Here is a 13,653-nt window from a genome sequence, read left to right on the forward strand (position 1 = left end):
AGGAAGAGACATATTTTTTTCAAATTCAGGCAATTTCAACCACTGGTACAAAATACGATACATTAATACAACCCTAAATGGATGCAGCCCGCTGAACCGCGGACTGCCCGTCCCCGCGGGTCAGCCCTGCCCCCCGACGTCTGCCAGCGCCGCGCGGATCTGCGCCGCCTGCTGCCGGATCTGCTCCATGTCCCCCATCTGCCCCGGCGGGCGCAGCTTGTCGCCTTCCCGGCGCGGCAGAACGTGCACATGCAGGTGGAACACCTCCTGGCCGCCCGCCGCCTCGTTGAACTGCTGAAGGGTGACGCCGGGCGCGCCAAAGGCCCGCTGCACCGCGCGCGCCATCTTCTGCGCCGTCGCCATCACCGCCGAGATCTGCTCCGGGCTGGCATCGAGCAGGTTGCGGCAGGGCGTCTTTGGGATCACCAGCAAATGGCCATCGGCACGGGGCATGATGTCCATGAAGGCCATCGTGGCGCCGTCCTCGTAAACGGTTTCCGAGGGGATCTCCCCGCGCAGGATCTTGGCGAAAATGTTGTCGGGATCATAGGCGGTCATTGGTCTGTCTCCGTTCCGGTCAGCAGGCGCCGGGCTGCGCGGCGCCCGGCCATTGCTTCCGGTTGTGCGCGGCGGCTGCCCGAAGGTCAAGCGCGGCGGCCGCCCGGGCGTTCCCTTCGCGCGCCCTGTGGCCCTGCCCCTCCTGCGGCAATTATTCTTGACCCAGATCAAACTCCGGCATTGAAGGCCTCCGCCCCCCGCTCTAAAACGCCCGTTGAGTCTAAGGCCGCCCGGAGTTCCTCCCCGTGGCCTTTCGTTTATGCAACAGGAGGCACCTAAATGGCAGACGCAGCCATTCATGGTCACGGCCACGAGGACGACCGCGGCTTTTTCACCCGCTGGTTCATGAGCACGAACCACAAGGATATTGGCATTCTCTACCTGATCGTCTCGGCGGTCGCAGGTCTCATTTCCGTCATCTTCACCGTTTACATGCGGCTGGAGCTGATGGATCCCGGTGTTCAGTACATGTGCCTGGAGGGCGCGCGGCTGATCGCGGATGCCTCCGCGGAATGCACCCCGAACGGGCACCTCTGGAACGTGATGATCACCGCCCACGGCATCCTGATGATGTTCTTCGTGGTGATCCCGGCGCTGTTCGGCGGTTTCGGCAACTATTTCATGCCGCTGCAGATCGGCGCGCCGGACATGGCGTTCCCGCGCATGAACAACCTGTCGTTCTGGATGTATGTTGCAGGCACCTCGCTGGCGGTTCTCTCGGTTGTCTCCCCGGGCGGCAACGACCAGCTGGGTTCCGGCGTCGGCTGGGTTCTGTATCCGCCGCTGTCCGTGAACGAAGGCGGCTACTCGATGGACCTGGCGATCTTCGCCGTGCACGTCTCGGGGGCCTCCTCGATCCTCGGCGCGATCAACATGATCACGACCTTCCTGAACATGCGCGCGCCGGGCATGACCCTGTTCAAGGTGCCGCTGTTCTCCTGGTCGATCTTCGTCACCTCCTGGCTGATCCTGCTGTCGCTGCCGGTTCTGGCCGGTGCCATCACCATGCTGCTGATGGACCGTAACTTCGGCTTCACCTTCTTTGACGCGGCCGGCGGCGGCGATCCGATCCTGTACCAGCACATCCTGTGGTTCTTCGGCCACCCGGAAGTCTACATCGTGATCCTGCCCGGCTTCGGCATCATCTCCCACGTGATCGCCACCTTCGCGCGCAAGCCGATCTTCGGCTACCTGCCGATGGTCTGGGCGATCATCGCGATCGGCGTGCTCGGCTTCGTGGTCTGGGCGCACCACATGTACACCGTCGGCATGTCGCTGAACCAGCAGGCCTACTTCATGCTCGCCACCATGGTGATTGCGGTTCCGACCGGCGTGAAGGTGTTCTCCTGGATCGCCACGATGTGGGGCGGCTCGATCGAGTTCAAGGCACCGATGATGTTCGCCTTCGGCTTCCTGTTCCTGTTCACCGTCGGCGGCGTGACCGGCGTGGTGCTGAGCCAGGCCGCGGTGGACCGTGCCTATCACGACACCTATTACGTTGTGGCCCACTTCCACTACGTGATGTCGCTTGGCGCGGTGTTTGCGATTTTCGCGGGCGTCTACTTCTACTTCGGCAAGATGACCGGCCGCCAGTACAACGAGCTGGGTGCCCAGATCCACTTCTGGCTGTTCTTCATCGGCGCCAACCTGACGTTCTTCCCGCAGCACTTCCTGGGCCGCCAGGGCATGCCGCGCCGCTACATCGACTACCCGGACGGCTTTGCCTTCTGGAACAAGATCTCCTCGATCGGCGCGTTCATCTCCTTCGCCTCGTTCCTGCTGTTCTTCGGCGTGGTGATCTACTCGCTGCTGCGCGGCGCCCGCGTCACCCAGAACAACTACTGGAACGAATACGCGGACACGCTGGAATGGACCCTGCCTTCGCCGCCGCCCGAGCATACCTTCGAAATCCTGCCCAAGCAGGAAGACTGGGACCGTTCGCACTCCCACTGAGCGGCGTGAGCCCCTGACATGAGAAATGGCCCCGGCGCGAAAGCTCCGGGGCCTTTTTTGACTGCCAAAGGGCAGTGGACTTCGCGCCCCGCCGCCACATTTTTTCAGACAGGACTTACGCTACGGACGCCGACCGCCATGCCCTACAACTGGATCCGCCCGCAGCCGGGCAGCGAACGCGAATTGCACCTGTGGCCGCACCAGTCCCTGCCGCCGCAGGGCTACGTGCGCTTCCTCGGCGCCACAGCGGCGCTTGCCTGCGTGCCGCTGATGGCGGTCCTGGGTTCAGTGGTGCTCTGGGGTCTGCTGCCCTTCGTGCTGCTGGCGCTGTTCGGAATGAAATTCGCGCTCGACCAAAGCCGCCGCGACCGGCAGATCCTTGAAGTGCTCACCCTCAGCCCGCGCGAGGCGCGGCTTGAGCGCTCGACAGCGCGGGGCACGCAGAACTGGCAGTGCAACCGCTACTGGGCCACTGTCGAGCTGTATCGTGACAACGGCCCGGTGCCAAATTACGTGACCCTGAAGGGGTGCGGCCGCGAGGTCGAGATCGGCGCCTTCCTCTGCGAGGAAGAGCGTCTCGCGCTATACGAAGATCTCAAGGCCGCCTTTGCCCGCTAATCCCGCTTCCCGCGGATGCACCGCAGCGGCAGATGGCCGCGCGGGAAACGCAAGGCCCGGCGCCAGGCCCCTGCCCTCCCGGGGATATCCGGCCAAAGCCTGGCTGCGGGCGCCGCAACACGAAAAACCCCGCGCGGGGGGCGCGGGGCATGTGCCACGTCCTGATTGAGAATACCCGCGCCGAAGGCAGGCTGAGCCCGGCGTCCGGCCCGGGGTCAGCAGCCGCCCTGGGTGCAGAGCTGGTCTTTCACCAGCGGGCCTGCCTTGGCGAAATCCATCTGGCCGGTGTATTTCGCTTTCAGCGCGGCCATGACCTTGCCCATATCGCGAATCGACTCGGCGCCGGTTTCCTCCACCGCCGCCTTTACCGCGCCTTCGACTTCCTCGTCGCTCAGCTGCTTGGGCAGGAACTCCTCGATGATGGCGATCTCGCCGAGTTCCTGCTCGGCCAGGTCCAGCCGCCCGCCCTCCTCATAGGCGCGCGCGCTTTCCTTGCGCTGCTTGGTCATCTTGCCAAGAATGGCAAGGATTTCCTCGTCCCCGATGCCGCCCTCTTCGCCGTCAGCGCGGGCCGCGATTTCCCGGTCCTTGATCGCTGCGTTGATGAGCCGCAGCGTACACAGCCGGTCCGCCGCCTTCTCCTTCATCGCCTGCTTCAGGGCCTGGTTGACCCGGGTTTGCGTATCCATCTTTCTGAGCATCCTCGTGGTTGCCGGACACCGATGGTTAGCCATTTTGGCCCCTCAGTGCAAGTTCACCGCCGCGCAGGCCCCGCGAACCCTGCGTCAAGCCAGCAAAAATTCATGGTGTTCCGGCCCGGCCGCCCCGCCGCTTCCTGCCTTCTTCCCGTCCCGCGGGCCGCAAAGCCGCAGGCTTGACCCGCGCCAGCCCGCCCCCTAAAAGCCGGTGAATTTCACCCGCATGGAGACTCGCGCAATGGCCGCATCTGCCCCGTCCAAGCCCACCGCCTGCCTGGCGCTCGCCGATGGCACCGTCTTTTACGGCACCGGCTTCGGCGCCACCGGCGAGACCGTGGCCGAGCTCTGCTTCAACACCGCGATGACCGGCTATCAGGAGATCATGACCGATCCTTCCTACGCGGGCCAGATCGTCACCTTCACCTTCCCGCATATCGGCAACACCGGCACCACGCCGGAGGATGACGAAACCGGTGATCCGGTTGCGGCGGGCATGGTGGTGAAATGGGACCCGACGCTGGCCTCCAACTGGCGCGCCACCGAAGAGCTGAAGGAATGGCTCGCGCGCACCGGCCGCATTGCCATCGGCGGCGTCGACACCCGCCGCCTGACCCGGGCGATCCGCCAGCAGGGCGCGCCGCATGTGGCGCTGGCGCATGACCCGGAGGGCAATTTCGACATTGAGGCGCTGGTGGCCAAGGCGCGCGGCTGGTCCGGTCTGGTCGGCCTCGACCTGGCCAAGGAGGTCTCCTGCACGCAAAGCTACCGCTGGGATGAGATGCGCTGGGCCTGGCCGGAAGGCTACACCCGCCAGGAAGCACCCAGGCACAAGGTCGTCGCGGTGGATTATGGCGCCAAGCGCAATATCCTGCGCTGCCTCGCCTCGGCCGGCTGCGACGTGACCGTGCTGCCCGCCACCGCGACCGCCGAAGAGGTTCTGGCGCATAACCCCGACGGGCTGTTCCTGTCGAACGGCCCGGGCGACCCCGCCGCAACCGGCGAATATGCGGTGCCGATGATCCAGGAGGTGCTGAAGACAGGCATGCCCGTCTTTGGCATCTGCCTTGGCCACCAGATGCTGGCGCTGGCGCTGGGTGCCCGGACCGTGAAGATGAACCACGGCCACCACGGCGCCAACCACCCGGTCAAGGAGCACGCGACCGGCAAGGTGGAGATCACCTCCATGAACCACGGCTTCGCGGTGGATGCGCAGAGCCTGCCGGAGGGCGTCGAGGAGACCCATGTCTCCCTGTTCGACGGTTCCAACTGCGGCATCCGCCTGTCCGGCCGCCCGGTCTATTCGGTGCAGCACCATCCGGAGGCCAGCCCCGGCCCGCAGGACAGCTTCTACCTGTTTGAACGCTTTGCCGAGGCGATGGCGGAGCGCAACCCCGCGTAAAGATTGCCCCGGCCCGCGCCGATTTGATGGATGGTTAACAGCGCATTAACCACTCCTTAAGCCGGCCCCGCAACCCTGTCCCGGAGAGCATCTTTCCGGGGCTGGCCGACCTATGCAGCAGAACGACCTGGCAAAACTCCGGGACACCGCCCAGCTGCAGCCTGGCTTCACCGCCCGCGGAGGGACCGGAAAACGGGCCGGGCCAAACGCCCGGGCCGGTGTCGGCCCCGGCACCGGGGAAAGCGCGGGGGCCGCGGCGCTGAGGGCGCTTGTGCTGCGGCGGCACGGCAAGCAGGATGCGGGCCGCGCGCTGCTCGCGGGCGGTCATGCCAGCGCCGGCGAGATTCTTGCCTCCCAGGCCCGGCACTACGGGCTGCCGCGCGCCGATCTCACCGGCCAGACCCCGCCGCGCCGCCTGCTCTTGCGCCGCCCGCCGCAGTTCTGGCTGCACCACTCTGCGGTGCCGCTGTCGCAGATTGGCCCGTCTGTCACCATCGCCACCGCCCGCCCCGGCCGCCTCGATGCGCTGCGGGAGGATTTGCGGGACAGTTTTTCCAGCGTGGTGCCGGTGCTGGCGAGCGAGGCGCAGATCACCGCGCTGCTGGCCCGGCAGTTCGGCGCCGGGCTGGCGCGGCAGGCCAACTGCCGGGTGCCGCCCAGGCTCAGCTGCCGCAGCCTGCCGCTGGAGCGCTGGCAGCCGTTGGCGGCGGCGAGCCTCTTGCCCGTGCTGCTGGCGGCCTGGCATTTCCCGGCGCTCGCCTTTACCGGAATGAGCGCGCTGGCGCTGGTCTCGGTGCTGCTGTTTTCGCTCCTGAAGGCGGCAGGGCTGGCTGCGGCCGTGACACGCGGACCAGGCCCCGGAACCAGGAGCGCCGCGCTCCGGGAGGACGCGCTGCCGCTGATCTCGATCCTGGTGCCGCTCTACGAGGAAGCCCGCATCAGCAAGGCGCTGGTGGCGCGGCTGAGGCAGATTGAGTACCCGCCCGCACTGATGGATGTGATCCTGGTGCTGGAGGCCCATGACTCCGTGACCCGGCGCGCGCTGGAGGGGGCGGAGCTGCCGCCCTGGGTGCGGGTGATCGAGGTGCCGGGCTGCGGCGGGCTGACCACCAAGCCGCGGGCGCTGAACTATGCGCTGGACTTCTGCCGTGGCAGCATCATCGGGGTCTGGGACGCCGAGGACGCCCCGGAACCCGGCCAGCTGCGCGCGGTGGCGCGGGCCTTTGCCGGCGCCCCGGAGCGGACCGCCTGCTTCCAGGGAGTGCTCGACTACTACAATCCCCACGCCAACTGGATCGCGCGCTGCTTCACGCTGGAATACGCAAGCTGGTTCCGCATAGTGCTGCAGGGAATCGCGCAGCTGGGGCTGGTGGTGCCCTTGGGCGGCACCACGATGTTCATCCGCCGCGAAGTGCTGGAGGAGCTTGGCGGCTGGGACGCCCACAATGTGACCGAGGACGCAGACCTTGGCGTGCGGCTCTGCCGTGCGGGTTACCGCACCGGGATGCTCCCCTCCGCCACCTTCGAGGAGGCCAATTACCGCCCCTGGCCCTGGATCAAGCAACGCTCGCGCTGGCTGAAGGGCTTCATGATCACCTATCTGGTGCACATGCGCGCGCCGGGCCGGCTGCTGCGGGATCTGGGCTGGCGCCGCTTCCTGGGGTTTCAGGCGTTTTTCCTGGGCACGGTGGGGCAGTTCCTGTTTGCGCCCTTCCTGTGGTCCTTCTGGCTGATCGCCGCCGGGCTGCCGCATCCGAGCGCCGGGGTGGTGCCGCCCGCGCTGCTCACGCTTGCGGCGCTGGCGCTGGTGGCCTTCGAGCTTCTGGGAATGGCCATCGCCGTGACCGCGGCCTGCATTTCCCGGCGGCCGTGGCTAGCCATCTGGGCGCCGGCGCTCTTGCTCTATTTTCCGCTTGGCGCGGTGGCGGTGATGAAGGCGGCTTACGAACTGCTGGCCTGCCCCTTCTTCTGGGACAAGACCGCGCATGGGCTGCCGCTGGCAGGGAGGAAACGGCGGCCCCGCCGCTTCAGCGCCGCCCGCGCCCGCCTGCGTCCTGCTTCAGCCGGGTCATGAAGGCGATGGAGATATGCTCTTTCAGCGCCTGGCTCGCGGCCTGCTCGTCGCGGCGGGTGATGGCGTCGACGATGCCCTTGTGCTCGGACTGGGCGATCTCGCTGCGCCCCTCCGCGGCAAGCGAGGTGGTCGCCATCAGTGCCATGGTCCGGTGCACGAGGTCGAGCTGCTGCACCAGATAGCGGTTGTGCGAAGCGAGGTGGATCTGCTCGTGGAAGCGGCGGTTGGCGCGGGCAAGCTCTGCCGGGTTGCCGATCAGCTTGTCGTCGGCCTCCACCATGTCCTGCAGCACCCGGATCTCCTCCTCGGTGGCGTGGCGCGCCGCCAGCCGCGCCGCCAGCCCCTCCAGCTCGCGCCGGACCACGTAAAGCTCCGCCATCTGGTTGTGGTCGAGCGAGGCCACGATCAGCGAGCGCCCGTCGCGTTCCAGCAGCGACTGCGTCTCCAGCCGCTGCAGCGCCTCGCGGATCGGCGTGCGCGACACCCCGAAGCGCTCCGCCAGGTCGCTTTCCACCAGCCGGTCGCCCGGTTTGTAGACCCCGGTGTCGATCGCTTCGAGGATCAGGGCATAGGCGTCGGTCTGGCTGCTGCGGCTCTGGTTCATGGAGGGTCCTGTCATCATGCGTCCGCCCATTCCTACAGGCTGGTTTCCGCCAATCAAGCCCGCTGGGACAATTGCGCACGCTTCCCGGCGCGTCTGCGCACCGCGGATTGCCAATCCGGCGCCGCGCCCTTACACCGCAAGCCATGGTCAAACAGTCTTTCTCCCACGTCAGCCAATGGGTGTTCGATCTGGACAACACCCTCTACCCGCCCTCGGCCCGTCTCTTCGATCAGATCGAGGCGAAGATGACCGGCTACGTGATGGAGGCGCTGAAGGTGGACCGCGGCGAGGCAAACCGGCTGCGCGCGCACTACTGGCGCAAGCATGGCACCACGCTCGCAGGGCTGATGCGCGAGCACGGGATCGACCCGGTGCCCTATATGGAGGCGGTGCACGACATCACTCTCGACCACCTGAAAGAGGATATGGCGCTGGCCCGGGGCATCCGCAGCCTGCCGGGGCAAAAGATCGTCTATACCAACGGCTCTGCGCCCTATGCCGAGCGGGTGCTGAAGGCGCGCGGGCTGGAGGGGCTGTTCGACGGCATCTTCGGTGTGGAACATGCGGATTACCACCCCAAGCCCGAGCGGCGCGCCTTTGACCGGGTGTTTGCGCAGGCCGGGATCACCCCGGGCAAGGCCGCGATGTTCGAGGATGACCCGCGCAACCTCGCCGCGCCGCACGAAATGGGAATGCGCACCGTGCATGTGGCGCCGGAGCCCTTTGAGGCCGCGCATATCCACCACCATTCCGACGACCTCGCGGGCTTCCTCGCCCGGATCATCTGAACTCTCCGCAGCGCGGGCGGCGCGGCCTTGCCCGCTGCCTCAAAGGCCCGGCGCGGCCGGTTGCCGCTTGTCATTGCCGGGGCAGCGGGCCTATCTCTTGACCCGGAACGAAAGGGCAGAGACATGGGCGACAGCTGCGACATCTTCATTTCCGGCGGCGGTATCGCGGGGCTGACCGCGGCGGCCGCCTTTGCCTCCGCGGGTTTCAGCGTGATCTGCGCCGACCCTGCCAAGCCGGTGACCACGCGCGACGCCGAGGGCGCGGACCTGCGCACCACCGCCGTGCTTCAGCCCGCCCGCACGCTCCTGGAGCGCTGCAGCCTCTGGCCCCGGCTTGCGCCGCATGCGGCGCCGCTGCAAGTAATGCGCATCGGTGATGCCGGCGGCGAGGTGCCGGAGCTGCGGGTGGTGAAGGATTTCAACGCCGCCGACATCTCCGGCCAGCCCTTCGGGTGGAACCTGCCGAACTGGCTTCTGCGGCGCGAGCTGCTGGGCCGGCTCAAGGAGCTGCCGGGCGCGGACCTGCGGCTCGGCACTGCCGCCACCGGGCTGTTCACCCGCACCGGCGAAGCGAGGGTCGCCCTGAGCAGTGGCGCCTTCGTCCAGGCGCGGCTGGTGGTGGCCTGCGACGGTCGCAACTCGCCGATGCGGGAGGCCGCGGGCATCCCCGTGAAGACCACCCGCTACGGCCAGAAGGCGCTGGCATTTGCGGTGACCCACCCGGTGCCGCATGAGAATGTGTCGACCGAAATCCACCGCACCGGCGGGCCTTTCACGCTGGTGCCGCTGCCCGATCACGATGGCCGGCCGTCTTCGGCGATTGTCTGGATGGAGCGCAGTGCAAGGGCCGAGGCGCTGCTGGAGATGCCGGTGGAGGAGTTCGAGGCCGCGATCACCCGGCGCAGCTGCGGCGTGCTGGGGGAACTGAAACTGGCTTCGCGCCGGACCATCTGGCCGATCATCAGCCAGTCAGCGGCGCGGCTCAATGGCGAGCGGCTGGCGCTGATGGCGGAGGCCGCCCATGTGGTGCCGCCGATCGGCGCGCAGGGGCTCAACATGTCGCTGAGCGATCTGCGCTGCCTGCTGGAGCTGGCAGAGGCCCGCCCCGAAGGTCTCGGCGATGCGCAGATGCTGGAGGCCTACCACCGCGCCCGCCACCGGGACATTCTGATGCGGGTGAAGGGCATCGACCTTCTGAACCGCACCTCGATGCTCTCCCCGCGCCCCCTGCGCGACCTGCGCGCCTTTGGTCTCAACGCGCTTTATTCGCTGGCGCCGGTCCGCCGGACACTGATGCAGATGGGTCTGGGCGTGAAGTGACCCCCCCCGCGCGGGACAAGGCCGAAGGCCGCCGCGCATTGCCGTCGCGCCCCCACGCGGCGGCGATTTGGCCGGGGCTGGGGGTGTCCTCGAGAGGGTCCGCGGACTTCGCCGGGATAAACTGCCAGTCACTTGCGTTGGATCGCCTCCGCGCGCGCCGGCAATGCGCGGCTAACTCCTGCGTCTGGCACATAAAAAAATTGGGCCTTCCCCTTGCGGGAAAGCCCATGCCCTCGGCGGGGGTATTGCCGGTCGGAAAGCGGCCCTTGGATTATAGCACCTTGTCGATGGCCGCTTTGAGGCGGGCCAGCGTGGCGTCCACGTCGTAGAGCTTGTCGAGGCCGAAGAGGCCGAGGCGGAAGGTGCGGAAGCCGGCGGGCTCATCACACTGCAGCGGCACGCCTGCGGCGATCTGCAGGCCCTCGGCCGCGAACTTGCTGCCGTTCTGGATGTCCGGGTCGCTGGTGTAGCTCACCACCACGCCCGGCGCGCCGAAACCATCGGCGGCGACCGAGGTGACGCCTTTCTCCTTCAGCATCATGCGCACGCCATTGCCGAGCTTCCACTGCGCCTCGCGCAGGCGTTCGAAGCCGTACTCCTTGGTTTCCAGCATGGTGTCGCGGAAGGCGCGCAGCGCGTCCGTGGGCATGGTGGCGTGATAGGCATGGCCGCCGTCCTCGTAGGCCTGCATGATCGCGCGCCATTGCTTGAGGTTGAGGGCAAAGCTGTCCGACGCGGTCTCGTCCAGCCGCTTGATGGCACGGTCCGAGAACATCACCAGGCCCGCCGAGGGCGAGGCGCTCCAGCCCTTCTGCGGCGCCGAGATCAGCACATCGACGCCGGTGGCCGCCATGTCGATCCAGGCGCAGCCGGAGGCGATGCAGTCGAGCACCATCAGCGCGCCTGCCTCATGCGCCGCCTTCGCCATGGCACGCACGTAATCGTCGGGCAGGATCACGCCCGCTGCGGTCTCCACATGCGGGGCAAAGACGATATCCGGCTTCTGCTCCCTGATCGCGGCGACCACGTCCTCGATCGGTGCGGGCGCGAAGGGGGCCGGGCTTTCGTTGCCGGTCTGGCGCGCCTTCATCACCGTAGAGGAAGAAGTGAGTCCGCCGGTCTCGAAAATCTGGCTCCAGCGGTAGGAAAACCAGCCGTTGCGCACCACCAGGGCCGATTTGCCGCGCGCGAATTGGCGCGCCACCGCCTCCATCGCATACGTGCCGCCGCCGGGCACCAGCGCTACCGCGTCGGCGGTGTAGACCTCCTTCAGCATTGCGTTGATGTCGAGCATCACCGCCTGGAAAGCTTTCGACATGTGGTTGAGCGAGCGGTCGGTGAAAACCACCGAGAATTCTTCCAGACCTTCCGGGTCCACTGTGTCCAGCAATGCCATTGCGGCCTCCTTTGTCCTGTCTTTTCTGCGGGCCGCTTGGCGGCGGCCGGGCGTTCGCGGCGATATTGGCGGAGCGGGAGGGAAAAGACAGCCCCGGAACGGCAGAAAATATCCGGTTTTGCGCCAGCAGGCTGCCGGGGAGGCTGCGGCCCTGCCCCGCCCCGGCCTTCAGCCCAGCGGGCCGGGGCGGCGTTCTTCGCTCAGGAGCACGTTGGCCTCCACATTGCCTGCGCCCGGCAGCGTCATGATGCGGCGGCGCAGCACCCGTTCGAAGTCGGAGATGTCGCGCGCCGTCACCCGCAGGCGGTAGTCATACATGCCCAGCACATGCTCGACCGTCTGCACCTCCGGGATGGCGGAGACCGCGCGCTCGAAATCCTCCAGGCTCACGCGGCCCTTGGTGGCGAGTTTCACCCCAAGGAAAACTGTGACGCCGAAGCCCAGCTTCTCCTTGTCGAGGTCGAGCTTGCGGCCAGCAAGGATGCCCGCCTCCTGCAGCCGCCTGATACGGCGCCAGGCGGCGGGCTGGCTGAGGCCAAGCCGGCGGCCGAGCGCGCCCGCCGATACAGTCGCGTCCTGCGCCAGCGCCTTCAGGATCGCGAAGTCGAGGTCATCGGGCTGGGTCATAGCGGCAGCGCCTCATCGGATTTGATGCGCGCCACATGCATCAGCGCCTCGATATCGGCGATATGCGGCAGGGTCAGGATGCGGCTCCGGTAGATGTCCTGATAGTGCGGCATGTCCCGCGCGATCACCGAAAGCCGCACGTCGACCTGGCCGAGGAAGGTCTGGATCTCCAGCACTTCGGGGATCTCGCGGGCGGCAGCGATGAACTCGTCGAAGGCGCGCGGGTTGGTCTTGTCGAGCGTGACCCGGAGCGAGACCTCGACAGCGTAGCCCAGAGCGCGCCAGTCGATCACCGCGCGCTGCCCGAGGATCACGCCCCCTTCGCGCAGCTTCTCCAGCCGCCGGGCAAGCCGCGAAGCGGTGAGGCCAAGCCGGTCGGCCAGGTCCGGAATCGATTGCGCCGGGTCGCCCTGGAGGTGGCGGAGAATGCGCCGGTCGAGATCATCAAGCATGAATTTGTCGCTATCATGAAGATTGGCGAATGACTACCGCGAAAACTCACGGAAATTCACGCCCGCACCCCGTCGCTTTCCCGGCCCGCTTGCCTATGATGCCTTCAAACACCAACGGAAAGGACGTGGATCATGCGCGTTTATTACGACCGCGATTGCGATGTGAACCTGATCAAGGACAAGAAAGTGGCGATCCTGGGCTATGGCTCCCAGGGCCATGCCCACGCGCTGAACCTGCGCGACTCGGGCGCCAAGAACCTGGTCGTGGCGCTGCGCGAAGGCTCCGCCTCGGCGAAGAAAGCCGAAGGCGAAGGCCTGCAGGTCATGGGCATCGCCGAAGCTGCGGCCTGGTGCGACGTGATCATGTTCACCATGCCCGACGAGCTGCAGGCCGAGACCTACAAGAAATACGTCCACGACAACATCAAGCCCGGCTCGGCCATCGCATTCGCGCACGGCCTGAACGTGCACTTCGGCCTGATCGAGCCGAAGGAAGGCGTCGACGTCATCATGATGGCGCCGAAGGGCCCGGGCCACACCGTGCGCGGCGAATACACCAAGGGCGGCGGCGTGCCCTGCCTGGTCGCGGTGCACAACGATGCTTCCGGCAAGGCGCTGGAAACCGCGCTCTCCTACTGCTCCGCGATCGGCGGCGGCCGTTCGGGCATCATCGAGACCAACTTCCGCGAGGAATGCGAAACCGACCTGTTCGGCGAGCAGGCGGTGCTCTGCGGCGGTCTGGTCGAGCTGATCCGCTGCGGCTTCGAGACCCTGGTGGAAGCCGGCTACGCCCCCGAAATGGCCTATTTCGAGTGCCTGCACGAGGTGAAGCTGATCGTCGACCTGATCTATGAAGGCGGCATCGCCAACATGGACTACTCGATCTCCAACACCGCGGAATACGGCCAGTACGTGACCGGCCCGCGCATCCTGAAGTACGACGAGACCAAGGCCCGCATGAAGGCCGTTCTGGAAGACATCCAGCAGGGCAAGTTCGTGCGCGATTTCATGCTGGAGAATGCCGTGGGCCAGCCCACAATCAAGGCGTCGCGCCGGGCCAACGACGAGCACATGATCGAGGAAACCGGCGCCAAGCTGCGCGCCATGATGCCCTGGATCTCGGCCGGCAAGATGGTCGACAAGGAAAAGAACTAAGGCGCCCGCGG

Annotated in this window: 13 protein-coding genes; 7 read left to right on the plus strand and 6 right to left on the minus strand. The window is 66.7% G+C overall.

Features of this window, described 5'->3' with window-relative positions; translation table 11 throughout:
* Positions 1-120: 120 nt before the first annotated feature.
* The gene (locus tag ACOHWE_RS12235; RefSeq protein ID WP_420666707.1) at positions 121-558 is read right to left on the minus strand and encodes an HIT family protein; all 438 of its coding nucleotides are present in this window, start codon (positions 556-558) and stop codon (positions 121-123) included.
* 279 nt (positions 559-837) lie between these two features.
* On the opposite strand from ACOHWE_RS12235, the gene ctaD reads away from it, so the two are divergent.
* Positions 838-2,511 (plus strand): cytochrome c oxidase subunit I, encoded by a 1,674-nt coding sequence (gene ctaD / locus ACOHWE_RS12240; RefSeq protein WP_420666708.1) that lies wholly within the window; start codon positions 838-840, stop codon positions 2,509-2,511.
* 138 nt (positions 2,512-2,649) lie between these two features.
* A complete protein-coding gene (locus ACOHWE_RS12245; protein ID WP_420666710.1) occupies positions 2,650-3,129 on the plus strand; it encodes a DUF2244 domain-containing protein in 480 nt (159 codons plus the stop codon).
* A gap of 215 nt (positions 3,130-3,344) precedes the next feature.
* On the opposite strand, the gene ACOHWE_RS12250 is transcribed toward ACOHWE_RS12245, so the two are convergent.
* Entirely contained in the window at positions 3,345-3,818 is a 474-nt protein-coding gene (locus ACOHWE_RS12250) for a GatB/YqeY domain-containing protein (protein WP_420666712.1), read from the minus strand.
* Between the two features lie 247 nt (positions 3,819-4,065).
* Here ACOHWE_RS12250 and carA point away from each other — a divergent pair, with 247 nt between their 5' ends.
* Positions 4,066-5,226 carry a glutamine-hydrolyzing carbamoyl-phosphate synthase small subunit gene (carA, locus tag ACOHWE_RS12255; protein WP_420666714.1) on the plus strand — a complete coding sequence of 387 codons (1,161 nt, stop codon included), beginning with the start codon at positions 4,066-4,068 and terminating at the stop codon, positions 5,224-5,226.
* Positions 5,227-5,338: 112 nt separating this feature from the next.
* Positions 5,339-7,300, plus strand: a complete 1,962-nt coding sequence (locus ACOHWE_RS12260; protein WP_420666715.1) for a glycosyltransferase — start codon at positions 5,339-5,341, stop codon at positions 7,298-7,300.
* Here the strand turns inward: ACOHWE_RS12260 and ACOHWE_RS12265 are convergent.
* Complete coding sequence (locus ACOHWE_RS12265; RefSeq protein ID WP_420666794.1) at positions 7,254-7,904, minus strand: GntR family transcriptional regulator; 651 nt, start codon at positions 7,902-7,904, stop codon at positions 7,254-7,256. The two genes, ACOHWE_RS12260 and ACOHWE_RS12265, sit on opposite strands and share 47 nt — an antisense overlap.
* Positions 7,905-8,047: 143 nt before the next feature.
* Between ACOHWE_RS12265 and ACOHWE_RS12270 the strand changes: the two genes are divergently transcribed.
* Complete coding sequence (locus ACOHWE_RS12270) at positions 8,048-8,692, plus strand: pyrimidine 5'-nucleotidase (RefSeq protein ID WP_420666716.1); 645 nt, start codon at positions 8,048-8,050, stop codon at positions 8,690-8,692.
* 123 nt (positions 8,693-8,815) lie between these two features.
* Positions 8,816-10,012 carry a UbiH/UbiF family hydroxylase gene (locus ACOHWE_RS12275; protein ID WP_420666718.1) on the plus strand — a complete coding sequence of 399 codons (1,197 nt, stop codon included), beginning with the start codon at positions 8,816-8,818 and terminating at the stop codon, positions 10,010-10,012.
* Between the two features lie 271 nt (positions 10,013-10,283).
* On the opposite strand, the gene ACOHWE_RS12280 is transcribed toward ACOHWE_RS12275, so the two are convergent.
* From ACOHWE_RS12280 to ACOHWE_RS12290, 3 genes are all read right to left on the minus strand, one after another.
* Positions 10,284-11,408 carry an aminotransferase class V-fold PLP-dependent enzyme gene (locus tag ACOHWE_RS12280; protein ID WP_420666719.1) on the minus strand — a complete coding sequence of 375 codons (1,125 nt, stop codon included), beginning with the start codon at positions 11,406-11,408 and terminating at the stop codon, positions 10,284-10,286.
* A gap of 168 nt (positions 11,409-11,576) precedes the next feature.
* Positions 11,577-12,035 carry an Lrp/AsnC family transcriptional regulator gene (locus ACOHWE_RS12285; RefSeq protein WP_420666721.1) on the minus strand — a complete coding sequence of 153 codons (459 nt, stop codon included), beginning with the start codon at positions 12,033-12,035 and terminating at the stop codon, positions 11,577-11,579.
* Entirely contained in the window at positions 12,032-12,487 is a 456-nt protein-coding gene (locus tag ACOHWE_RS12290) for an Lrp/AsnC family transcriptional regulator (protein ID WP_420666722.1), read from the minus strand. The genes ACOHWE_RS12285 and ACOHWE_RS12290 overlap by 4 nt, the downstream gene beginning before the upstream one ends.
* A gap of 132 nt (positions 12,488-12,619) precedes the next feature.
* On the opposite strand from ACOHWE_RS12290, the gene ilvC reads away from it, so the two are divergent.
* On the plus strand, positions 12,620-13,642 hold the full coding sequence (gene ilvC / locus ACOHWE_RS12295; protein ID WP_420666723.1) for a ketol-acid reductoisomerase: 1,023 nt from the start codon (positions 12,620-12,622) through the stop codon (positions 13,640-13,642).
* Positions 13,643-13,653: the final 11 nt, after the last annotated feature.

It is taken from the genome of Cribrihabitans neustonicus, from assembly GCF_048820895.1.
Lineage (GTDB): Bacteria > Pseudomonadota > Alphaproteobacteria > Rhodobacterales > Rhodobacteraceae > Cribrihabitans_A > Cribrihabitans_A neustonicus.